Source organism: Enterobacter sp. ku-bf2 (genome assembly GCF_001742765.1).
GTDB lineage: Bacteria > Pseudomonadota > Gammaproteobacteria > Enterobacterales > Enterobacteriaceae > Enterobacter > Enterobacter quasiroggenkampii.
On record NZ_MDVW01000012.1, the window covers coordinates 216,375 to 239,163 of the forward strand.

27 protein-coding genes and 1 tRNA gene are annotated in these 22,789 nt (G+C 56.1%); 24 read left to right on the forward strand and 4 right to left on the reverse strand.

Annotated features, from left to right (window positions below; all coding sequences use genetic code 11):
- Position 1 precedes the first annotated feature (1 nt).
- From BFG58_RS13385 to BFG58_RS13485, 22 genes are all read left to right on the forward strand, one after another.
- A complete protein-coding gene (locus BFG58_RS13385) occupies positions 2-2,191 on the forward strand; it encodes a replication endonuclease (protein ID WP_069719939.1) in 2,190 nt (729 codons plus the stop codon).
- 109 nt (positions 2,192-2,300) lie between these two features.
- Positions 2,301-2,741, forward strand: coding sequence for a DinI-like family protein (locus tag BFG58_RS13390; RefSeq protein ID WP_023616189.1), 441 nt, complete (start codon positions 2,301-2,303; stop codon positions 2,739-2,741).
- A 178-nt stretch (positions 2,742-2,919) separates the two neighbouring features.
- Positions 2,920-3,123 carry a tail protein X gene (locus BFG58_RS13395; protein ID WP_024906438.1) on the forward strand — a complete coding sequence of 68 codons (204 nt, stop codon included), beginning with the start codon at positions 2,920-2,922 and terminating at the stop codon, positions 3,121-3,123.
- Positions 3,114-3,335, forward strand: a complete 222-nt coding sequence (locus BFG58_RS13400; RefSeq protein WP_023616187.1) for an HP1 family phage holin — start codon at positions 3,114-3,116, stop codon at positions 3,333-3,335. Before BFG58_RS13395 ends, BFG58_RS13400 begins: the two co-directional genes overlap by 10 nt.
- Positions 3,319-3,828, forward strand: coding sequence for a lysozyme (locus BFG58_RS13405; protein WP_045910035.1), 510 nt, complete (start codon positions 3,319-3,321; stop codon positions 3,826-3,828). Before BFG58_RS13400 ends, BFG58_RS13405 begins: the two co-directional genes overlap by 17 nt.
- On the forward strand, positions 3,825-4,250 hold the full coding sequence (gene lysB, locus BFG58_RS24335; RefSeq protein ID WP_069719940.1) for an Rz-like lysis system protein LysB: 426 nt from the start codon (positions 3,825-3,827) through the stop codon (positions 4,248-4,250). The genes BFG58_RS13405 and lysB overlap by 4 nt, the downstream gene beginning before the upstream one ends.
- Positions 4,138-4,383 (forward strand): Rz1-like lysis system protein LysC, encoded by a 246-nt coding sequence (lysC, locus tag BFG58_RS24200; RefSeq protein WP_229226321.1) that lies wholly within the window; start codon positions 4,138-4,140, stop codon positions 4,381-4,383. Before lysB ends, lysC begins: the two co-directional genes overlap by 113 nt.
- Positions 4,346-4,813, forward strand: coding sequence for a phage tail protein (locus BFG58_RS13415; protein WP_069719941.1), 468 nt, complete (start codon positions 4,346-4,348; stop codon positions 4,811-4,813). The genes lysC and BFG58_RS13415 overlap by 38 nt, the downstream gene beginning before the upstream one ends.
- Positions 4,814-4,925: 112 nt before the next feature.
- Positions 4,926-5,567, forward strand: a complete 642-nt coding sequence (locus tag BFG58_RS13420; protein WP_069719942.1) for a phage baseplate assembly protein V — start codon at positions 4,926-4,928, stop codon at positions 5,565-5,567.
- Positions 5,564-5,914, forward strand: coding sequence for a GPW/gp25 family protein (locus BFG58_RS13425; RefSeq protein WP_069719943.1), 351 nt, complete (start codon positions 5,564-5,566; stop codon positions 5,912-5,914). Before BFG58_RS13420 ends, BFG58_RS13425 begins: the two co-directional genes overlap by 4 nt.
- A gap of 5 nt (positions 5,915-5,919) precedes the next feature.
- Positions 5,920-6,828, forward strand: coding sequence for a baseplate assembly protein (locus BFG58_RS13430; RefSeq protein ID WP_048224966.1), 909 nt, complete (start codon positions 5,920-5,922; stop codon positions 6,826-6,828).
- Positions 6,821-7,351, forward strand: a complete 531-nt coding sequence (locus BFG58_RS13435) for a phage tail protein I (protein WP_023616181.1) — start codon at positions 6,821-6,823, stop codon at positions 7,349-7,351. Before BFG58_RS13430 ends, BFG58_RS13435 begins: the two co-directional genes overlap by 8 nt.
- Before the next feature lie 11 nt (positions 7,352-7,362).
- Positions 7,363-9,090, forward strand: a complete 1,728-nt coding sequence (locus tag BFG58_RS24340; RefSeq protein ID WP_254665203.1) for a phage tail protein — start codon at positions 7,363-7,365, stop codon at positions 9,088-9,090.
- Positions 9,087-9,608, forward strand: coding sequence for a tail fiber assembly protein (locus BFG58_RS13445; RefSeq protein ID WP_063439547.1), 522 nt, complete (start codon positions 9,087-9,089; stop codon positions 9,606-9,608). The genes BFG58_RS24340 and BFG58_RS13445 overlap by 4 nt, the downstream gene beginning before the upstream one ends.
- A 124-nt stretch (positions 9,609-9,732) precedes the next feature.
- On the forward strand, positions 9,733-10,920 hold the full coding sequence (locus BFG58_RS13450; RefSeq protein ID WP_069719944.1) for a phage tail sheath protein: 1,188 nt from the start codon (positions 9,733-9,735) through the stop codon (positions 10,918-10,920).
- Positions 10,921-10,931: 11 nt separating this feature from the next.
- Positions 10,932-11,450: a phage major tail tube protein gene (locus BFG58_RS13455; protein ID WP_045910027.1), complete on the forward strand. Its 519-nt coding sequence runs from the start codon at positions 10,932-10,934 to the stop codon at positions 11,448-11,450.
- A 56-nt stretch (positions 11,451-11,506) separates the two neighbouring features.
- Positions 11,507-11,809: a phage tail assembly protein gene (locus BFG58_RS13460; RefSeq protein ID WP_023616177.1), complete on the forward strand. Its 303-nt coding sequence runs from the start codon at positions 11,507-11,509 to the stop codon at positions 11,807-11,809.
- 32 nt (positions 11,810-11,841) lie between these two features.
- The gene (locus BFG58_RS13465) at positions 11,842-11,961 is read left to right on the forward strand and encodes a GpE family phage tail protein (RefSeq protein ID WP_023616176.1); all 120 of its coding nucleotides are present in this window, start codon (positions 11,842-11,844) and stop codon (positions 11,959-11,961) included.
- Positions 11,954-14,215, forward strand: coding sequence for a phage tail tape measure protein (locus BFG58_RS13470; protein WP_069719945.1), 2,262 nt, complete (start codon positions 11,954-11,956; stop codon positions 14,213-14,215). Before BFG58_RS13465 ends, BFG58_RS13470 begins: the two co-directional genes overlap by 8 nt.
- Positions 14,216-14,226: 11 nt before the next feature.
- A complete protein-coding gene (locus BFG58_RS13475) occupies positions 14,227-14,691 on the forward strand; it encodes a phage tail protein (protein ID WP_045910024.1) in 465 nt (154 codons plus the stop codon).
- Positions 14,688-15,842: a phage late control D family protein gene (locus tag BFG58_RS13480; protein ID WP_069719946.1), complete on the forward strand. Its 1,155-nt coding sequence runs from the start codon at positions 14,688-14,690 to the stop codon at positions 15,840-15,842. Before BFG58_RS13475 ends, BFG58_RS13480 begins: the two co-directional genes overlap by 4 nt.
- Positions 15,843-15,909: 67 nt before the next feature.
- The gene (locus tag BFG58_RS13485) at positions 15,910-16,110 is read left to right on the forward strand and encodes an ogr/Delta-like zinc finger family protein (protein WP_048224951.1); all 201 of its coding nucleotides are present in this window, start codon (positions 15,910-15,912) and stop codon (positions 16,108-16,110) included.
- Between the two features lie 71 nt (positions 16,111-16,181).
- Here the strand turns inward: BFG58_RS13485 and BFG58_RS13490 are convergent.
- Positions 16,182-16,257 (reverse strand) — tRNA-Ile (locus BFG58_RS13490).
- A gap of 124 nt (positions 16,258-16,381) precedes the next feature.
- Between BFG58_RS13490 and mug the strand changes: the two genes are divergently transcribed.
- Positions 16,382-16,888: a G/U mismatch-specific DNA glycosylase gene (gene mug / locus BFG58_RS13495; protein WP_008503183.1), complete on the forward strand. Its 507-nt coding sequence runs from the start codon at positions 16,382-16,384 to the stop codon at positions 16,886-16,888.
- Between the two features lie 438 nt (positions 16,889-17,326).
- On the opposite strand, the gene rpoD is transcribed toward mug, so the two are convergent.
- The 3 genes from rpoD to rpsU form a co-directional block, all read right to left on the reverse strand.
- A complete protein-coding gene (gene rpoD, locus BFG58_RS13500) occupies positions 17,327-19,174 on the reverse strand; it encodes an RNA polymerase sigma factor RpoD (protein ID WP_025758549.1) in 1,848 nt (615 codons plus the stop codon).
- Between the two features lie 274 nt (positions 19,175-19,448).
- Positions 19,449-21,194: a DNA primase gene (gene dnaG, locus BFG58_RS13505; RefSeq protein WP_048028960.1), complete on the reverse strand. Its 1,746-nt coding sequence runs from the start codon at positions 21,192-21,194 to the stop codon at positions 19,449-19,451.
- Between the two features lie 114 nt (positions 21,195-21,308).
- Positions 21,309-21,524 (reverse strand): 30S ribosomal protein S21, encoded by a 216-nt coding sequence (gene rpsU, locus BFG58_RS13510; protein ID WP_001144069.1) that lies wholly within the window; start codon positions 21,522-21,524, stop codon positions 21,309-21,311.
- 236 nt (positions 21,525-21,760) lie between these two features.
- Between rpsU and tsaD the strand changes: the two genes are divergently transcribed.
- Positions 21,761-22,774: a tRNA (adenosine(37)-N6)-threonylcarbamoyltransferase complex transferase subunit TsaD gene (gene tsaD, locus BFG58_RS13515; protein WP_045909996.1), complete on the forward strand. Its 1,014-nt coding sequence runs from the start codon at positions 21,761-21,763 to the stop codon at positions 22,772-22,774.
- Positions 22,775-22,789: the final 15 nt, after the last annotated feature.

The window sequence follows — 22,789 nt, forward strand, 5'->3', positions numbered from 1 at the left end:
GTTGGCTACGTCATTCGCTTATCCGTGGAATGCACCGCGGTCGGCCATTGCCAGCCCTTATCTTACCCATGCCCAGCAGCAGCGTCGCGATCGCTTCTTCGCGACGCTGCTGCAGGCAAGAATGGCCCTCTCACAGCAGCCTGACTGCGTGCGTTTTGAGGTCTGGCGCGCCGTTGACGCCCTCGAACTGCATCGGGGCAATCCCCAGGCCAATGCCTTTTTTATCCGCTTCTGCAACAGGATATTGCCCCGCCTGCGGCGGGTCTCTGAACGCTATGCCTGCGCAGGTTTGCATGATGCAGTCTCCCGAGCCGTGTTTAAAGGCCATTTCGATACCCAGCTTCTGCAGTACCTTGCCTCGCGAATGGTTGAACTGGTTGCCCGCTATAACCGTCTGCCGGATATGTCCCGCGCGGATATCGACCTGCTGGCCGCCGATATCGCCAGCTTTATTCGCGGCGAGCTGGCGAATATTAACGATGCTGAGATGGGTGAATACCAGACGCTGTACGTCTGGTATCAGCGCGCCGGACTGATCGCCCGACAGTTCAACGTGTCGCCTCCGCACTGGGAGCGGGTGTCGAAGACATTTTTCAACAAAGACGATGTTGCCGCTGCGGTGATGCGGATGTTTTCCGAGGCGTGGTGGCGCGGGCGTTTACGTCGGATCGCGGCTGCCTGGCGCGAGCATTTGCAGATTGCCCTCGGCAACGTCAGCAAAAAGAGAATGGCGTACGCGAGCAAACGCTGCGTGACCGAGTGGCGCGAGCAGAAGCGCCGCACCCGTGAATTTCTCAAGGGCATGGAGCTGGAAGATGAAGAGGGCAACCGCATTAGCCTGATTGAAAAATACGATAGCTCGGTGGCCAACCCGGCGATACGTCGCTGTGAGCTCATGACCCGCATTCGCGGGTTTGAAAATATCTGCCAGGCGCTGGGCTATGTGGGCGAATTCTATACCTTAACCGCCCCCGCGCAGTATCACGCCACCGTGAAATCGGGCTACCCCAACGCGAAGTGGAACGGGGCCAGCCCGGCGGATACGCAAGGCTACCTCACCCGGGTGTGGGCGCGCATCCGCGCAAAGCTGCACCGGGAAGGTCGCCGTATCTTTGGTATCCGCGTCGCGGAACCCCATCACGACGGTACGCCCCACTGGCACATGCTGATGTTTATGCGGCCGGAAGACGTCGAATGCGTTCGCCGGATTATAGGGGACTACGCCCGGGAGGAGGATGCCGCTGAGCTGCAGAGCGAAAGCGCCAGACAGGCTCGCTTTCACGCGGACGCGATCGATCCGCAGAAAGGCAGCGCTACCGGCTATATCGCCAAATACATCTCAAAGAATATCGACGGCTATGCGCTCGATGGCGAGACCGATAACGAAAGCGGCGGCCTGCTGAAGGAGACGGCGTCCGCCGTATCGGCCTGGGCAGGGCGCTGGCACATTCGCCAGTTTCAGTTCATCGGCGGCGCGCCGGTAACGGTCTACCGCGAGCTGCGCCGACTGGCAGACGCAGAGACCGCGCGTGGTCTGAGCGTCGAGTTTGCTGCCGTCCATGAAGCTGCCGACGCCGGTGACTGGGCGGGTTACGTCACTGCACAGGGCGGCCCGTTTGTGCGTCGCGATGATTTACAGGTGCGCACGCTGTATGAGCCGGGTACCGGGTTTAACCAGTACGGCGAAGAAACGGTCCGCATCCGCGGCGTGTACGATTCCGCCGTCGGCGCGGGCAGCCCGGTTTTAACCCGGCTCACGCAGTGGAAAATTGTGCCGAAGCGGGCCCTGGAGCCTGAGAATGTAACTGCGCCTTCTCGGAGTTCTGTCAATAACTGTACGCTAAGCGATCTCTCTCAACCCCTCAACCGGCGTGCGAGACGGGCATTAACCGAGCGTATTAAGCGCATCCGGCCCGGCGCAGCGGCGCCCTTTGTCTTCGAGCGGGATCCGCAGAACGGGGTCCCGGAGAAGGTGATTGATGAAGTTCGGCTCGCCACCGGAATCGCCATCAGCCGCGCAGAGGCCCTGCATCTTATGGCGGGCGGCGTAAGCCGCTTTAACGACAAATGGTGCAGAGGCGCAGCTGACGGATCGCTCTTTCCGGCAGCGCTTTCTTATCAGCACAAGGCGCGGAAAATCCTTGAACGTATTGGGCATTTATCGGATCTGTTCGCTCTGAGAGCACGCTAATCTCCATCGATATCATGCACATACCGTGAAGAGTTCTGATTTTTCGCTTCACTCTTTTTATGAATACGTGCTACTGTATGTTTATACAGTATCTCGTGGTGGAGGTTGTGTGGACAGAGAGTTGAACGAGCAGGTCATGATTGAACGCGTCGAGATGATTGCTCGACTGACGACAGAAGGAACATGTCAGGAAAGAGATCGTGAGATTGCCCTGAATTTGATTGCTGAGATTGCGCGGGGAAATTTAATCAAAAACAACGCGTTTACCGTTGTTTTCTCAGCATCGCCTGTTCCGGAACGCATCAAAAAAGAGGGTAACGTTCGGGTGAACATTACGCTCGATAAAGACCAGCAGATTGGCCATGGCGTCGTCGAGGCCTTCCAGAACGAACTGACCCGCCGAATAAGATCCCTGTTCCCGTCATCGCGGGTGACCGTGAAAATAGGATCGATGACGGGAGTAGAGCTCCAGGGGCTCGAAGGAGAAGCCGATCGCGAGATGCTGGATAATATTCTCCGGGAAGTCTGGGAAGACGAGAGCTGGCGCTAGCCCAGCGTCATTACCCGAACGCACGCCCTCATTCAGATTTTGCGCTTTCGTTGACCCACGCTTCGCTGCATGTGGACGGTCTGTTGTGTCCGCGATTGTCCATCCGTCAGCGATAGCGAAAAGGCCGCCAGCCCGGGAAACTCTACAGTACCTGGTAACCGGATGTTGGGAGCGTCTGATGAAGATCTATGCAATGCAGGGGGACACGCTTGATGCCGTTTGCGCCCGTTATTATGGGCGCACGGCTGGCGTCGTAGAAGCCGTTCTGAAGGCCAATCCTGGCCTCGCGGAGTCAGGCGTTATCTTGCCTCACGGCACGCCGGTAGAGATGCCGGAGGTAAATAGCGCCCCCACCAAAGAATCCGTAAATCTATGGGACTGAGCCTGGAGAAAATCACCACGTTTATCGCCTACTGGCTGGCCGTGGCGCTGGCCTGGTTCGGGGCGATGTCGCCTGAAAAGGTCGCGCTGTACGTGGGGAGTGTTTGCGCCATTTTTACCGCGCTGACGAACTACTGGTTTAAGCGAAAAACCTGGCGCTATCTCCAGTCGCTGGGCCTCGATAAGAAGAGCATTCGTGAACTCAATCATTAAGCGTTGCAGCGTCGCCGGCGTGCTGGCCCTGGCGGTGCTGATGCCCGATTTTCGATTACTGAAAACGTCCCCTGAGGGGCTGGCGCTGATTGCCGATCTCGAAGGTTGTCGCCTCTCGCCCTATCGGTGCAGCGCTGGGGTATGGACGTCAGGCATTGGCCACACGGCAAACGTTGTGCCGACGCGGGACATTACCGAGCGTGAGGCCGCGGTAAATCTGGTTGCTGATGTGCTCAACGTTGAGCGACGGCTGACGGCGTGCGCGCCGGTGGAGATGCCGCCGCGTGTCTACGACGCGCTGGTGAGTTTTACCTTTAATGTTGGCGCAGGCGCCGCCTGCCGTTCGACTCTGGTGTCTTTTATTAAGCGTAAACAGTGGTCGCAGGCATGCGGCGAGCTTACCCGCTGGGTGTACGTCAACGGCGTCAAAAATACCGGTCTGGAAAACCGCCGTGTCCGCGAGAAGGCCTGGTGCATGAAGGGGCTGCCATGAGAGTCCTCATGCTGATGCTGGCCGGGCTGCTGGCGATCGCGCTGTGGCTTCGTCATGACAACCTGACCCTGTCCCGTTCCTTAGCCACGGCCAACCGGGTCGCCAGCGAACAAAAAAATGCCCTCGCTACGCTCAACCATCAGCTGTCCCAGTCGCAACGGATGGCCAGAGCAAACGAAAACGCCCAGGTCAGGCTCCGTGAAGAGCTTGTCGCTGCGGGCGAGGAGAGGGTAAGACGGGAAGCGACTATCGGGAGATTACTCAATGAAAATGAAGCGTTACGCCGCTGGTATACCGCTCAGCTGCCTGATGCTGTCCGCAGGTTGCACACCCGCACCGCCTGCGCCTCCGCAGCCCATTGTTTACAACGCCTGCCCGAAGGTGAGTCGCTGCCCGATGCCGGGAAGCGAACCCGCCACTAACGGCGATCTCAGCGCCGATATTCGCAGGCTTGAGTACGCCCTTATCGCCTGCGCGCTGCAGGTTGAAACCATTAAAGACTGTCAGGATAAACTCGATGCACAAACTCAAGAGCCTGCGTCAGGCATTAATTGACGCGATCCCCCAACTGAATGCCAACCCGGAGCGCCTGCAGATGTCGGTCGGCAGTGGCAATATAGACGCCCGCCTTGCCTCCTCGCTCTCCTTTGAAAAACGGTATGTGCTAAACGCGAAGGTTAGCGGTTTCACGGGCGACAGCGAGGGATTTTTTGTTCCGGTACTGGCCTGGCTGCGGGAAAACCAGCCGGACATTTTTACCCTCGATGAGGGACGCAAAAACGGATACACCTTCGCGATCGTCTTAAACGATGACGCTACGATGGATATCAGCATCAGCATGCAATTAACCGAGCGCATTCTTGTTTCCGAGGAACAGGGCGTTCTGCACACGACCTATTCCCCGGAGCCGCCGCTGCCGGAGCCCGTCACGCGTCCGAAGGCGTTGTACATCAACGGTGAGCTGGTCAGCCAGTGGGAGGACTAAGCTCCCCACGCTGAAGGCCGCCAGCCGCCAGCTGTCTGGACCGCTTGTTGTATCATCCCGCAGAAAACCCCGTCTCGTTGCTGCCGTTCCTCCTGAACGGCATTCTCTTCTCATGAGTACATTAACTTCCATGCACGGTATCGCTCGCGCGATCCGCAATCTGATTCGTATCGGTGTTGTGACCGACGTTGACCTCAACAGAGGGCTTTGTCGTGTCCAGACCGGCGGGATGAAAACCACCTGGCTGAACTGGCTAACCTGCCGTGCGGGACGTTCGCGCGTGTGGTGGGCCCCTTCCGAGGGAGAGCAGGTGCTGCTGCTGGCCATCGGCGGTGAGCTGGATACCGCCTTTGTGCTGCCCGGCATTTTCTCTGATGACCATCCGGCGCCGTCCGGGTCGCCTGACGCGTTCCACGTCGCGTTCCCTGACGGCGCGGTGATCGAGTATGAACCCGGACGCGGGGCGCTGACGGTTTCAGGTATTAAAACGGCCGACATTTCCGCTTCTGAATCGCTGACCGCCACCGTGCCGGAAGTGCGGGTGATCTCAACGTCCCGCATCACGCTGGATACGCCTGAAGTGGTGTGTACCAACAAGTTAATTACCGCCTCGCTGGAAGTGCAGAAGGGCGGGGTGATGACCGGAAATATTGAGCACTCCGGCGGTAAATTGACCTCCAACGGGGTGCAGGTGGACAACCACGCGCACGGCAGTGTGCAAAGCGGCGGAAGCTGGACTAAGGGGACACAATGACGGTGCGTTACAGGGGAATGAACAGGCAGACCGGGCTAAGCCTTTCAGAGGCTGACCACATCCGGCAGAGCGTGCGCGACATTCTGGTTACGCCGATTGGCTCGCGGGTCATGCGCCGGGATTACGGCTCACTGCTGGCGGCGATGATAGACAGGCCGCAGAGCCCGGCGCTGCGCCTGCAGATCATGGCCGCCTGTTATTCCGCCATCCAGAAATGGGAGCCGCGGATAAGCCTGACGGCCATCACTTTCGAACGTTCGGAGAACGACGGGACGTTGTATGCCGATATCACCGGCACGCGCCCGACCTCCGGACAATCCTTTTCTATCACCATTTCACTGAGTTAAACGCTATGGCTATTGTTGATCTGAGCCAGCTCGCCGCGCCTGATGTCGTGGAGGAGGTGGATTATGAAACGCTGTTGGCAGAACGAAAGGCCACCTTTGTCTCCCTCTATCCGGAAGAGGAGCGAGAGGCGATTGCACGGACGCTGACGCTGGAATCCGAGCCGATTGTGAAGCTGCTGCAGGAGAATGCCTACCGGGAAGTCATCTGGCGCCAGCGCGTAAACGAGGCTGCACGGGCGGTCATGTTGGCCTATGCGGCAGGCCACGACCTGGACCAGATCGGGGCAAACGCGAACCTTGCGCGTCTTACGATTACCCCTGCCGACGACACCACGTTACCGCCCACTCCGGCTGTGATGGAGTCCGATACCGACTTTCGTCTGCGCATCCAGCAAGCGCCGGAAGGGCTGAGCGTGGCCGGTTCGACGGGCGCGTATCAGTTCCATGGCCGCAGTGCAGATGGTCGGGTGGCTGACATTTCCGTCATTAGCCCACAGCCCGCAAACGTCACGGTTTCCGTGCTCTCCCGGGAGAATAACGGCGTAGCGTCTGAGGAACTGCTCGCCGTTGTTCGCAATGCGCTGAACGATGAGGACGTCAGGCCCGTCGCCGACCGCGTGACCGTCCAGTCGGCCAACATTGTCGACTACAGCATTGAAGCATCGCTTTTCCTTTTTCCCGGCCCCGAAAGTGAACCAGTACTCAATGCGGCAAGAGCCCGATTACAGACCTACATCACGGCTCAGCATCGGCTGGGACGCGATATCCGCAAGTCAGCCATTTACGCTGCCCTTCACGTGGAAGGGGTGCAGCGGGTGGAACTGACCGCACCCGCGGCTGACATCGTGCTTGATGAAACTCAGGCCTCCTGGTGCAGCCACTACAGCGTAACCGTGGGGGGAAACGATGAGTAATGCCCGCCTTTTACCGGTCGGCTCATCGGCGCTTGAGGTCGCCGCGGCGCGCGCCTGTGCGGACATCGAAAATACGCCGGTTCCGCTGCGCCATCTCTGGAATGCGGACACCTGTCCGGCGAATTTGCTGCCCTGGCTGGCGTGGGCGTTTTCGGTTGACCGCTGGGATGAGAACTGGCCGGAGGCCACCAAACGGGAGGTGATCCGCGCCGCGTGGTTTATTCATGCCCACAAGGGAACGATAGGCGCTGTACGTCGCGTGGTGGAGCCGCTTGGCTATCTGATTAATGTTACCGAGTGGTGGCAAACCAACGATCCGCCCGGCACCTTCCGCCTTGATATCGGCGTACTGGACACGGGCATCACCGAGGAAATGTATTACGAAATGGAGAGGCTTATTGCTGATGCAAAGCCTGCCAGCCGCCACCTTATTGGCCTGAATATCATCCAGGACATACCGGGTTATCTCTATACCGGCGCCCTGAGCTATGACGGCGACATCATCACGGTTTATCCCGGATAAGTGAGAGCACAATGACAGTAAAATATAAAACGGTTATCACCAAAGCCGGTGCCGAAAAACTGGCTGCCGCGACCGTCCCGAACGGCAAGAAAGTCAATTTTACGGCGATGGCCGTGGGTGACGGTGGCGGCACATTGCCGGTTCCTGATGCCGGGCAGACGAAGCTGGTTAATGAAGTCTGGCGCCATGGGCTGAATAAAATTAGCCAGGACAATAAAAAGCTTAACTATGTAATCGCGGAGCTTCTCATTCCTCCCGAAGCGGGTGGTTTCTGGATGCGTGAGATGGGGCTTTACGATGACACCGGTACGCTGATTGCCGTCGGCAACATGGCGGAAAGTTACAAACCATTACTGGAGGAGGGATCGGGCCGTGCACAGACCGTGAGAATGGTGATCATGGTCAGTGATATCGCCTCGGTCGAGCTCTCGATAGATACGTCTACGGTGATGGCGACCCAGGAGTACGTTGATGAGAAGCTTGAAGAGCATGAGCAGTCTCGCCGTCATCCCGATGCCACGCTAACGGCTAAAGGATTTACGCAGCTCAGTAGTGCGACTGATAGTGTGTCTGAAACGCTGGCCGCAACGCCGAAAGCGGTTAAGGCTGCCTACGATCTTGCCCGTGGTAAGTATACGGCTCAGGATGCGACTACCGGACAAAAGGGGATTGTTCAGCTTAGCAGTGCGACCGATAGTGCGTCTGAGGCCCTTGCTGCGACACCCAAGGCTGTGAAAACGGTTAGTGATGACCTCATTAAACTCAGGAATAGCCAGGGTACCGCTGCGACCAAAAATGCCCAGGAGGCGCCTGACGATATAACTCCTGGTCGGCTGCTGGTTAATGGTGGTGCAGTAGCTATCAGATCTGTATCTGCAAGAGCCGGTACGGGACTTTCAAATGCCGATGCTCTGCCGCCCAACTCGGTGAGTTTTTGTTATTCGAATGCAACCAATTCGCCAGGTTATGAGGCGACGATTCTTGATGTCGGCGGGCTGGGTGGTTACCGGGTTCAATACGCTGCATCTTATAGCGATGGTGGGAAACAGCTTAAATTCCGTGCGCTTAATGGTGATAATAGTACGTGGGGAGGTTGGCAGACGATTTATCATACCGGTAATAAGCCCAATGCTGTCGATGTTAATGCGGTATCAGCCTTTGGCGGAGATTATAACGGTACCTTCAGATTTGGCAGGGTAGGAACGGTACCTACTGAAAGGAACTCTTCAGTGCTTATTAGCGCTCAGCCAGGAGGACCCGGCGGGATTGTTTCTGGCGCTATATTCGAATGGTACGATAATTCGATGGCTATCGGCCTGACGAGGGGGGGGGGCACCGATGCTACTGGATTTGCTATATGGCTCAACAATCGTCTTCTGGCAACAGTTGCTCCAGATGGAGCGATTGCGAGTAGTGGAAATATCTACTCAGGACAAGGAGTATTTGAATCAGGCGGAGCGGTTCGAGTTTATTCATCAAATAACCCACCCCCACAACAAGATTTAAGCCCTTATGCACGACAGGACTGGACACTGCAATACTTTGTCCGTGATGTTGCTATGGGGGCTGAGGGGGCATTCACGATAGTAAGAAATGCCTGGCAGCGTGTGCCTCCAGGATGTGCCATGACAGGCTATAACTTTGAAGGCGATAACCCAGGCGGCGATACGATTTTCTACCGCCCAATTCAGAAGTACCTGTCTAATATCGGATGGATTACTGTAGGTCATACAGCATGATTACACTTAAAAATTTCGTTCAATATGAACCAGAATATAAAGACTTTATGTTTAACGCAATTTTCCTTCAGTCAGAAGAAGGGCTGGATTGGTATTATCATATGTCCCGCTTTCAGCCCGATAGTTTGAAAATATGCTACGACAAAAATAATGTCATTCGTTCTTTTAGCGAACAGGTAGATCGGCTTTTTCCGCTGGGTATGTCAGTTTCAGAAGTTGACCTAACAGACGTGCCTGAAGGTCTTAATATATACGGCGAGTGGATGTGGAATGGCACTGAAATTATTCCACGCCAGTTGAGTCGTGAGGAATTGATTCAACAGGCGGAAACCAGAAGAAGTGAATTACTTGCCGAAACTTCAGATATTATTGCCCCACTCCAGGATGCCTCCGATCTTGGCATTGTAACAGATGAGGAAGCTGCCTCGCTGTTACTCTGGAAGCGCTATCGGGTGATGCTAAACCGGCTGGATCTCAGTACTGCCCCAGCTATCGAGTGGCCCGAACGCCCAGCCTGACCCCAAACCCTCCATCCGGAGGGTTTTTCGTTTGTTGTGTAATCCTTTCCCCAACCCCAATACGTCGCATCAATCACGCACTCCACAGACAATAGCCTCACCACTAAACGAAGGAGTTAACCGGATGGGCGACTATCACCACGGCGTGGAAGTTATCGAAATCAACGATGGCACCCGCACCATTTCCACCGTCTCGACGGCAATCATCGGTATGGTCTGTACGGCCAACGATGCTGACGACAAGACATTTCCTTTAAACGAGCCCGTGCTCATTACCAACGTGCAAACTGCGATTGCGAAAGCCGGCAAGGCGGGGACGCTGTCCGCTTCTCTGCAGGCGATTGCTGACCAGTGTAAACCGGTTGTCGTTGTTGTTCGCGTGGCTGAAGGCACCGCAGAAACCCCGGAGGAGGCGCGCAAACAGACCGTTTCCAACATCATCGGTACCACCGATGAAAACGGTAAATATACCGGCCTGAAGGCGCTTCTCACGGCGAAAACGGTAACCGGCGTTAAGCCACGTATTCTCGGCGTGCCGGGGCTGGATTCTCAGGAAGTGGCAACCGCGCTGGCCGCGATGTGCCAGAGCCTGCGCGCGTTCGGCTATGTCAGCGCATGGGAATGTAAAACCATTTCTGAGGCGATCGACTACCGCAAAAACTTCAGCCAGCGCGAGCTGATGGTTATCCACCCTGATTTTCTGGCATGGGATACCACCACGAACGCAACGACGACGGCCTGGGCAACCGCTCGCGCGCTTGGCCTGCGCGCCAAAATCGACCAGACCATCGGTTGGCATAAAACCCTGTCAAACGTTGGCGTCAACGGCGTCACCGGCGTAAGCGCCTCAGTGTCCTGGGATCTGCAGGAACAGGCTACCGATGCGAACCTGCTTAACCAGGCGGGCGTCACAACGCTGATTCGCAACGACGGCTTCAAATTCTGGGGTAACCGTACCTGCTCTGACGACCCGTTATTCGTCTTTGAAAACTACACCCGTACCGCGCAGGTGCTGGCCGATACCATGGCGGAAGCGCACGCGTGGGCGATGGATAAACCCATCACCCCAACGCTTATCCGCGACATCGTTTCCGGTATTAATGCCAAGTTCCGCGAGCTGAAAACCAACGGCTATATCGTCGACGGCTCCTGCTGGTATGACCCTGAGTCGAACGACGCAACCACCCTGAAAGCGGGGAAACTGTATATCGATTACGACTACACCCCTGTCCCGCCGCTGGAAAATCTGACCCTGCGCCAGCGCATCACCGATACCTATCTGGCAGACCTGTCAGATTCGGTTAATAGCTAAGGAGCTGAAGCATGGCGTTACCACGCAAACTTAAATACCTGAATATGTTCAACGATGGCCTGAGCTATATGGGCGTTGTTGAGTCAGTGACCCTACCGAAGCTTACCCGCAAGCTGGAGAAGTATCGTGGCGGCGGTATGCCGGGCTCGGTCTCTGTCGATCTCGGTCTGGACGATGATGCCCTGGCGCTGGAGTGGACTGTTGGCGGTCTGCCGGACGCCGCACTGTGGGCGCAGTACGCTTCTCCGGGCGCGGACAGCGTGCCGCTGCGCTTTACCGGCTCTTTCCAGCGTGATGATACCGGCGAAATCTCCGCCGTCGAAATCGTCATGCGCGGCCGTCATAAAGAGTTTGATGGCGGCGAGAACAAGCAGGGCGAAAGCGGCACCACCAAGATGTCCACCGAGTGCGCGTACTACCAGCTGACCATTGATGGCAAAGAGATCATCGAGATCGACATCATCAACATGGTGCTGAAAGTCGACGGCGTCGATCGTCTGGCTGAACACCGTAAGGCCATCGGCCTGTAACCCTTTAACCGGCCCGGATAGCCGGCCGGTAAGCTAACTTTCAGAAGAGTAATGAAATGGAAAATAGCAACGAGAACGCCATGAACAACAGCTCATACATTGTCACGCTTGATAGTCCCGTTCTGCGCGGTGAGCAAAAAATTGAACAGGTGACGGTCTCCAAACCGAATGCCGGGACTCTGCGTGGGATCTCGCTGGCCTCGCTGGCGCAATCCGACGTTGATGCCCTGATCAAGGTGCTGCCGCGAATGACCTCGCCGGCTCTGACCGAGCATGAAGTTGCGCGTCTGGATGCCTGCGATCTGCTCTCCTTTGCCGGTAAGGTGATCGGTTTTTTGTCACCGGCTTCGGCTCGCTGAGATTTCCTGAAAACCTGTCGGTCGACGATCTGATGGCGGATATCGCGGTGATTTTTCACTGGCCGCCGTCAGAACTGTACTCCCTTAGCGTGACCGAACTCCTCTTATGGCGCGAAAAAGCGCTGCAGCGAAGCGGAAACCACCATGAGTAATAATGTCAGTCTTCAGGAACTGCTTAAGGCAGTTGATCGTGCAAGCCGACCGCTTAACGCTCTTCAGAACGCCAGCCTGACTCTCGCGAGCGATATCCATGATTCGCAGACGGCGCTGGGGGCGCTCGACGAACAGGCGGGGCGCATTAACGGCTTCAGAAAAGCAAATGCCCAGCTCGCCACGACGGAGCAGTCGCTTGCTCAGGCGAAACAGCAGGCGGCGGCGCTGGCGTTGCAGTTTAAAAACACACAAAACCCTACTCAGGCACAGGCTGATGCGCTGTCCGCAGCCCGAAAATCGGCAGCCAACCTCAAGCTTGAGTACAACAGCTTACGTTACTCGGTACAGCGTCAGCGGACTGAACTCGCTCAGGCGGGAATCAACACGCGAACGCTTTCGTCGGATGAGCGTCGTTTAAAAAGTCAGATCGGCGAAAAAACGCAGCAGCTTAACCGACAGCGGGATGCGCTGGCCCGCGTCAATCAGCAGCAGGCGCAACTGAGTACCGTTCAGAATCGCTACGAGTCAGGCAAACGCGTTGCCACGCGGGTGCATCAACTGGCTAACGCGGGCGTGGGCATGGCCAAAGCGGGCTTTGATCAGACGTCCCAGTTTATGGCGCCTGGCATCAGTTTTGAAAAACAGATGTCGACTATTCAGGCAAGCCTTGGTCTGGAGAAGGGCGACGCCCGGCTTGAGGCCATTCGCCAGCAGGCGCGGGAGGTCAGTGCCAGGACCGGAGTCCCCGCAGATACGGTCGTCCGTGCACAAACCGAACTGGCTCGTTCAGGCTACGACGCCGATGGGGTTATTGCTGCCACTGTACCCACGGTTAACCTCAGCCTGGCGGGGAATGTCGACGCGGCAAAAGCAGCCGATATTCTCAGCAGCACGCAGGCCGCCTATAACCTGGCCGATACGGATGCGGGACTCATCGCAGATTTACTTACCCGCGGGTTTACCTCTTCGAACACCAGTCTCGTTGAGATGGCGGCGGCCGTCACCTCTGCTGCGCCCGCTGCGGATGCGACCGGTATGGGTCTTGAAGAGACAATCGCGCAGCTTGGCGTTCTGACGGAAAAGGGAATGAACGGTGCTGCCGCCGGGGACGCGCTCAGCGCGATGCTGCGACAGCCACAGGCTCCGGATGCACTGCGTTCAGCCGCGGGTAACGGCGCGCTTGATAAAAAACGCCAGCAGTTGCAGGGGGCAACAGGCAGTGCCGCGCTCGTGGCTTCCGTGCAGACCGACAATCTTGACGGCGATATCAGCAAATTCCAGGCCGCGTGGAGCGGGCTGAAGATTGACGTATTTGATAAAGCAGATGGCGCTTTGCGCAACCTGATAACAACCGCAACCGGCTGGCTTGGCACGGCCTCCCTGTGGGTGAATGCCAACCCTGAGCTGACGCAGACCCTTGCCAGCATTGTTGTCGGCGCGCAGGCATTTGCTGGGGTACTGGGTGGCGTAGGCACGGTTATTGGTCCGGTTCTGACGGGCATCAATATGGTTATTACCGCGGCCGGGATGTTAGGAACGGTATTCAGCGTGGTGGGCGGCGCCATCATGACGGTGCTGGGCGCCCTTAGCTGGCCGGTGATAGCCCTTGGCGCGGCGATTGCCGCCGGTGCTTTGCTGATTTTCAAATACTGGGAGCCCATCAGCGCCTTCTTTGGCGGGGTGATGGAAGGGCTTTCAACGGCTTTCGCACCGCTGGGTGCGCTGTTCTCACCGGTGATGGCGGTATTTGACGCTATCTCGGAGAAGCTGGGCGGTATCTGGCAATGGTTCACCGACTTGATTACGCCGATCAAGGCGACGCAGGAAACGCTGGATGGCTGTAAAAACGCTGGCGTGATTTTTGGACAGGCGCTGGGTGATGCGTTAATGGCACCGCTTAATCTCTTTAACAGCCTGAGCGGCAAGGCCAGCTGGCTGCTGGAGAAACTCGGTCTTATCAAAAACGAGTCGGGTAATCTCGATGCCGCGGCGGCAAAAGCAGACGCGACATCCTCTCCTGCGGGCAGTTCGTCCATTCCGGTGGCGGGGATCTCTGGCGTCGGCCAGGGGTATCAGCCAACCCTCGTGCCGGGAGGACGCTCTTACGTCGATCAGAGTAAAAGCGAATATCACATCACGCTGCAGGGGGGCACGGCCTCCGCAACGGATCTGACGCGTCAAATCCGGGAGACAATAGATAGCATTGAACAGGATAAAGCGAGACGGCAGCAATCCAGCTTAATGTATGGTTGAGGAGAGATAAAATGTTAATGGTGCTGGGTCTGTTTGTCTTTGAACGACGAACCTTACCCTATCAGACAATGCAGTTTACAAAGGATTACCGCTGGGCGTCCAACGATCGGATCGGGAAACCTAAAGCCTGGCAGTACCTTGGCGAAGGCGAGACATCTTTTACCCTCTCCGGACTGCTTTACCCGGAACTCACGGGAGGGCGGCTTTCCCTTAAGGCGGTCGAGCTGATGGCGAATGAGGGGAGGGCATGGCCGTTGATAGACGGAACCGGCATCATTCACGGCATGTTTATCATTGAGAAAGTCACGCATACGCATTCGGATTTTTACAGTGACGGTACCGCCCGAAAAATTAATTTTACGCTGGAACTGAAACGCGTGGACGAATCGCTGGTGACGATGTTTGGCGATCTGAGAACCCAGGCCGAAGAGCTGGTGACGAGTGCACGTAATAGCATTGGAGGGCTGGTGGGATGATCACCGAAATGAATATCCGGGCGGGTGGAAAAATCGCCCCTGATTTTATGCTTAAGCTTGACGATCGCGATGTCACACAGAATTTCAGCCACCGTCTTATCAGCCTGAGCATGATCGACAAACGTGGGCTGGAAGCCGATCAGCTGGATATTCAACTGGATGATTCCGACGGGCTACTAGACTTGCCGGCCCGGGGGGCAAGGCTGTCCTTATGGCTGGGATGGGAGGGAATCCCGCTCCAGCCGAAAGGGAGCTTTACGATCGATACGATTGAATTTCGGGGCGCACCGGACACGCTGACGATTCGGGGATGCAGCGCGGATTTTCGTGGAAAGCTAAACGTGCGGCGCGAACAGTCATGGCATGACACGACGATCGGCGCGATAGTCAACACTATTGCTCAGCGTAACCAGTTATCTGCCAGCGTTGGGGCTGGGCTTTCATCGATTGCCATTTCTCATATCGATCAGTCTCAGGAGACCGACGCTGCGTTTCTCTCCCGACTGGCCGAACGTAATGGCGCCTTTGTTTCAATCAAAGCCGGGAAGGTTATTTTTATGAAGGCGGGCCATGCCGTGACGGCCAGCGGCACGCCGATTCCCTTAATGATGATTGAGCGTGGGGATGGTGATAAGCACCTTTTTTCCGTCGCTGACCGCGAAAACTATTCCGGCGTGACGGCCAAATGGCTGCAAACGCGCGACCCAAAGCAACAAAATCCTCAATTGAGTATTTCACGTCAATCAGGGGGGCAGCCGACAGAAGCACTGCAGCACCCGGATGCCGTCGCACCAGTAGCGGAAACAGGAGGCAAGGAGCAGAAGCCGCAAGAGAGGCTGGTGGGATCGGCGGAAAACGTATTTGAGCTTACCACGGTTTATGCCTCTGAAGAGCAGGCGCTCAGGGCCGCAGAGGCGAAGTGGCGCGCGCTTCAGCGGGGAACCGTAGAGTTTTCCATCCAGCTTGCCCTGGGACGCGCCGATCTGTTCCCAGAAACGCCGGTGCTGGTAAACGGTTTTAAACGCGTCATCGACGAGCAGGCGTGGATCATCAGCGAAGTGGTGCATACCCTCAACGATAGCGGATTTACCACGCAGCTTAAGCTTGAGCTGAACGTCAGCGACGAAAAATTTACTGTTGATAGTGAGTAATGTAGTTGCTATTGGTTTTATTTTGGGTATTATTGATTCACAAAATGTGAATTAAGTGGAGGGGTACATGTTTCATTGTCCTAAGTGCAAGCACTCTGCGCATGCGCGTACCAGTCGCTATCTAAGTGAAAATACCAAAGAGCGCTATCACCAGTGCACCAATGTGGACTGCAGCTGTACGTTCGTGACGATGGAGTCCGTGGAGCGCCTGATTGCGACCCCTGGTGCCTCTGGACGTGTCCAAGCGGCTTCGTTGAGCCAGGGTTAGCGGACTTTAAAAAACAACAAAAAAAGCCACTCAATCGAGTGGCTTAATTATTTGATTCTAAAGCTAAAATTTGGTGGCCCCTGCTGGACTTGAACCAGCGACCAAGCGATTATGAGTCGCCTGCTCTAACCACTGAGCTAAGGGGCCGTGGCGGTGAATTATAAAGTAACTCCCCGCAGCAATCCAGCCATTCACACCTGCCTGCTGTTTTTATAAACAACGCATAATCAATCCTTTATACTTCCCTGACGATGTATCAGCGGGAGTAAAGATGATCAACGATATTCTGGCCCCTGGCCTGCGGGTGGTGTTCTGCGGAATTAACCCTGGCAAGTCCTCGGCGCACACCGGTTTTCACTTTGCCCACCCGGGCAATCGCTTCTGGAAGGTGATCTACCAGGCCGGGTTTACCGACAGGTTACTCAAGCCTGAAGAGGAGCAGCACCTGCTGGACACGCGCTGCGGCATAACCATGCTGGTCGAGCGGCCGACGGTGCAGGCAAGCGAGGTCAACCTGCATGAGCTGCGCAGCGGCGGGCGGGAGCTGGTGAAGAAGATTGAAGACTACCAGCCTGCCGCGCTGGCGATCCTCGGCAAGCAGGCTTACGAGCAGGCATTTAGCCAGCGCGGGGCTAAGTGGGGTAAGCAGAGCATCATGATTGGCGTGACGCAGGTGTGGGTGTTGCCGAACCCGAGCGGGCTCAACAGGGCGACGCTGGATAAGCTGGTAGAGGCGTATCGGGAGCTCGATGAGGCGCTGATGGTGCGGGGGCTTTAATCCTCTGCGGCCTGATGCCTTCACCCTCTCCCCACATGACTGAGGGATCCCCACAACGTTATGGCAGCACGGAACAGTCCCCTCGCCCCTCCGGGGAGAGGGTTAGGGTGAGGGGAATATACGGCCGTGGTGGTCATTCCGTTCACTTTATGTTCCTTGCTACTCTGTCACGACATGACCTGTGAACGTGCCAGGATGGCTCAGTCGCCACCACCCTGGCGACCCGCCCTCTCGGCGCATCCATGCGCCTCGCCCCGGCCTGCAGGAAACGCCTCAGCGATTTACAGCCGGACCAGAGCATCGCTGAAAGTCTTCACTCGTTCTGAAACAAGGTTATTGCTTCTGCTTATAAATTACTGGGGAGCCCACAGTCCAAAGGGAGAGGGAATAAACAAAAAAAAAGCTCCCGATTGGGAGCTTTTTCACGGTCAGGACAGGTTAGTCGTCCAGGAAGCTACGCAGTACTTCAGAGCGGCTTGGATGACGCAGCTTACGCAGCGCCTTCGCTTCGATCTGACGGATACGTTCGCGGGTAACGTCGAACTGTTTACCCACTTCTTCCAGCGTGTGGTCGGTGTTCATATCGATACCGAAACGCATACGCAGGACTTTCGCTTCACGGGCGGTCAGGCCAGCCAGGACGTCGTGCGTTGCCGCACGCAGGCTCTCGGTGGTGGCAGAGTCCAGCGGCAGCTCGAGGGTGGTATCCTCGATGAAATCACCCAGATGCGAATCTTCATCATCACCGATTGGTGTTTCCATGGAGATTGGCTCTTTGGCGATCTTCAGCACTTTACGGATCTTGTCTTCCGGCATCAGCATGCGCTCGGCCAGCTCTTCTGGCGTCGGCTCGCGGCCCATCTCCTGCAGCATCTGGCGGGAGATACGGTTGAGCTTGTTGATGGTCTCAATCATATGCACCGGAATACGGATAGTGCGCGCCTGATCCGCGATAGAGCGGGTGATAGCCTGACGGATCCACCAGGTTGCGTAGGTGGAGAACTTGTAACCACGACGGTATTCAAACTTATCTACCGCTTTCATCAGACCGATGTTGCCTTCCTGAATCAGATCCAGGAACTGCAAACCACGGTTGGTGTATTTCTTGGCGATAGAGATAACCAGACGCAAGTTCGCTTCAACCATCTCTTTCTTCGCACGGCGGGCTTTCGCTTCACCGATGGACATGCGACGGTTGATGTCTTTGACCTGCTCGATGGTCAGGCCGGTCTCTTCTTCAATCTGCTGCAGCTTCTGCAGGCCGCGATACACGTCTTCTTTCACGTCGTGCAGTTTTTCAGACCACGGCTTGTTCATCGCAATAGCCGCGTTGAACCAGGTTTCGCTGGTTTCGTTGCCGGTGAAGAGGGTGATGAAGTTCTTCTTCGGCATTTTGCACTGCTCAACGCACAGCTTCATGATGATGCGTTCCTGGGTACGTACGCGATCCATCATCACGCGCATGCTGTTCACCAGGTAGTCGAACTGTTTTGGCACCAGGCGGAACTGTTTGAACACTTCAGACAGCTTCAGGATCTCTTCCTGAGCGGCAGCGTGGCTGCGGCCTTTCGCTTTGATGGTGTCACGCGTCACTTCGTACTGGGTACGCAGCTCGGCAAACTTCTCGCGCGCCAGTTCCGGATCGATGCTGTTGTCATCGTCCGCGGTGTCGTCGTCGCTCTCTTCCTCATCTTCGTCTTCGTCGTCATCCATCTCTTCCTGAGACAGCTCAGAACCGACGTGAGTGGCGGTAGGCGCCATATCTTCTTCAGCGTTCGGGTCGACAAAACCGGTGATCAGGTCAGACAGGCGCGCTTCTTCCGCTTCAACGCGATCGTACTGCTCCAGCAGATAGGTGATCGCTTCCGGGTATTCGGCAACAGAGCACTGAACCTGGTTGATCCCGTCTTCGATGCGTTTTGCGATGTCAATTTCGCCTTCGCGGGTCAACAGTTCAACGGTACCCATTTCGCGCATGTACATGCGGACCGGGTCAGTGGTACGCCCGATTTCAGATTCCACGCTGGACAGTACCTGTGCAGCAGCTTCTTCCGCATCTTCGTCAGTGTTGTTGGAGGTTTCAGCCAGCAACAGATCATCGGCATCCGGTGCTTCTTCCATCACCTGAATGCCCATGTCATTGATCATTTGGATGATGTCTTCGATTTGATCTGAATCGACGATATCTTCCGGCAGATGGTCATTGACCTCGGCATAGGTCAGATAGCCTTGCTCCTTACCACGTTGGACAAGAAGTTTCAGCTGTGACTGCGGGTTTTGCTCCATAAGACGGTATCCACACTTAATTCGTTTGATTGGTGTCGGCGATGGGGCTGCCAACCTTTAAAGCGAGGGCGTACTTATATTTTTGCCGCTGCCTCTCAGTGCGGCTGCCGGGGGCTTCCCGATCGATATTCGGCACTTAAGCCGTTAAATACTTCATCCTTCACGTTGTCTCTGCGTTAGCTGCGTTCTCTCATCCTGGTCATGTACTTATGTACACTCCCAGGACTTCGTTCGCTTGCTGCCTTGATACAACGCGAATGATTTTGTCTTTCACTTATTTTCTTGCCAGTTCCTGGTTAATCATCCAGAGCTCCCGGCGTTCTTCGCTGCTTAAACCGTGTGTGCGCTCGCGAGCTATCAACTCTTCCTGGCGCAGCTCAAGCATCGAATCAAACATATGGTTGAGTGAGTCGGTGAACGTTTTTTCTGCAATGTCCTTATCTGCTATATCGTCCCACATCGACAATTTTTCAAGGGTAGCGGCCTCTTTTGTGCCGCGATAATGCTCTAAAAGTTGTCCGGTGGTCAGACCTGGCTGAGACAAACACGTGTTGACCAGTTCTGAAAATAAGCCAAGTCCGGGCAATTTTTCGTGGTTCAAACCCGCCAGCGACGGCACCTGTGGCGCCAGCTCGGGGTTTTGGACCAGTAACCCTATCAGTATACGCATGGTTGTGCGTTTTAGCTGAGGCGCGGGGCGAACCGTGCCGTTTTCAGCCTGTTTAGGCATTAAACGTTCAAGCTGGCTGTCATCCAGAATGCCGAGCTTGTTGCCTAGCTCCTGACGCAGGTAGATGCGCAGCGTTTCGCCGGGCACCTGACTGATTAACGGCAGCGCCAGCGTGCTGAGCTGCGCGCGCCCGTCAGGGGTACTCAAATCGACCTGCGGCATCAGGCTGTTAAACAAAAACGTTGAGAGTGGCTGAGCCTGCTCCATCCGCGCTTCAAACGCCGCTTTACCCTCTTTACGCACCAGCGTATCCGGGTCTTCACCGTCGGGCAGGAACATAAAGCGCAACTGACGCCCGTCGGTCATATAGGGTAGCGCGGTTTCCAGCGCGCGCCAGGCGGCATCGCGTCCGGCGCGGTCTCCGTCGTAACAACAAATCACGTTGTTGGTCACGCGGAACAGCAGCTGAATGTGATCCGCTGTCGTGGACGTTCCTAACGACGCCACCGCGTAGTTGATGTCGTACTGCGCCAGCGCAACGACGTCCATATAGCCTTCGACGACCAGAAGACGCGGAGGTTCCGCGTTATCCTGCTGCGCCTCATAAAGACCATAAAGCTGGCGGCCTTTATGGAAAATATCGGTTTCCGGGGAGTTGAGGTACTTCGGCAGGGCATCACCCAGCACGCGACCACCAAAACCAATTACCCGGCCTCGCTTGTCGCGGATTGGGAACATCACCCGTTCGCGGAAGCGGTCGTAGCTTCGTCCCTGGTCGTTGGTGACCAGCATGCCTGCATCGATGAGAGATTTACGATCTTCGCTATTGCCGCCAAAACGCTTTAACACGTTGTCCCAGCCGGGCGGGGCGTAGCCAATAGCGAAACGCGCAATGACATCGTCGCTCAGTCCGCGCTTGTTCAGATACTGACGCGCAGGCTCAGCCGCAGAGTGCTTAAGAGACTGTTGGTAAAACGAATTCAGGCCATCCATCAGTTGATACAGCGTTTGCCGTTGATGGCGCTCGATCTGACTTGGCCCACTGCCTGCTTCATACGGCACTTCAAGGTTATGCATTGCCGCCAGCTCTTCGACGGTTTCAACGAACTCGAGCTTGTCGTAGTTCATTAAAAAATCAACGGCATTACCGTGAGCACCACAGCCGAAGCAATGGTAAAACTGCTTTTCACCGTTTACGGTGAAGGAGGGGGTTTTTTCGTTATGGAACGGACAGCACGCATGGTAATTCTTGCCCTGCTTTTTCAGCTTTACCCGCGCGTCGATGAGATCGACGATGTCGGTTCTGGCGAGCAGGTCATTGATGAAAACGCGTGGGATTCTTCCGGCCATATGCCCCAAAATTTAAGCGACTTATAAACGAAAACAAGCCGCGCATTCCTTCCGGAAGCACGGCCTTACGACTATTACTCTGTCTGTCAATTGAGGGCTGAGGCCCTCAACCAATTAGTACAGACGAGTACGGCGTGCGTTTTCGCGAGCCAGTTTCTTCGCGTGACGTTTCACAGCGGAAGCTTTAGCGCGCTTACGTTCGGTCGTTGGTTTTTCATAAAACTCACGACGACGAACTTCAGCCAGAACACCTGCTTTCTCGCATGAACGTTTGAAGCGACGCAGTGCTACGTCGAACGGCTCGTTTTCACGTACTTTAATTACCGGCATGTAACTCTCACCTTTAATAAATTCGGTTTGCCGCTGGCATCAACGCCAGCTTATTTCAAAATGGTGCGGAATTTTACTGCAAATGCTGCTGCTTTGTAAAGCACCGATGCGATTTTGAAAGGGACTTTAATAAGGGTGAGGAGTATACACGAGCCTTCTTCCTGGGGCGAACAAAGTTTTACATCAACCCGCCCAGGCTCTACACTGCGCGGTATTGAAACGAGGTAAAACAAGTCATGCGTGTACTGGGTATTGAAACATCCTGCGATGAAACCGGCATCGCCATTTACGACGACGAAAAAGGGCTTCTGGCCAACCAACTGTATAGTCAGGTGAAATTGCACGCTGACTACGGCGGCGTCGTGCCTGAACTGGCCTCTCGTGACCACGTGCGTAAAACGGTTCCCCTGATCCAGGCGGCGCTGAAAGAGGCCGGGTTAAGTTCAACCGATATTGATGCCGTAGCCTATACCGCCGGTCCGGGCTTGGTCGGTGCGCTGCTGGTCGGCGCAACGGTTGGCCGTTCGCTGGCCTTCGCGTGGGACGTGCCGGCCATCCCGGTTCACCATATGGAAGGGCACCTTCTGGCGCCGATGCTGGAAGAGAATCCGCCTGAATTCCCGTTTGTGGCGTTGCTGGTCTCCGGCGGCCATACGCAGTTGATTAGCGTCACGGGCATTGGCAAGTACGAACTGCTGGGCGAGTCGATCGACGACGCCGCCGGTGAAGCGTTCGACAAAACCGCCAAGCTGCTGGGGCTGGATTACCCAGGCGGCCCGATGCTGTCCAAAATGGCGGCGCAGGGAACGGAAGGGCGCTTTGTCTTCCCGCGTCCGATGACTGATCGTCCGGGGCTGGACTTCAGCTTCTCCGGGCTGAAAACCTTCGCGGCCAACACGATCCGCAATAACGACGACAGCGATCAGACCCGCGCCGATATCGCCCGCGCGTTTGAAGATGCAGTGGTGGATACGCTGATGATCAAGTGCAAGCGCGCGCTGGATCAGACCGGCTTCAAGCGTCTGGTGATGGCGGGCGGCGTCAGCGCCAACCGCACGCTGCGCGCGAAGCTCGCCGAGATGATGCAAAAGCGTCGCGGAGAAGTGTTCTACGCGCGTCCGGAATTCTGCACCGATAACGGGGCGATGATCGCCTACGCCGGGATGGTGCGCCTGAACGCTGGCGCAACGTCTGACCTGAGCGTGTCCGTGCGTCCGCGCTGGCCGCTGGCGGAACTGCCTGAGGCGTGAGTTTTTTTGCCGGGC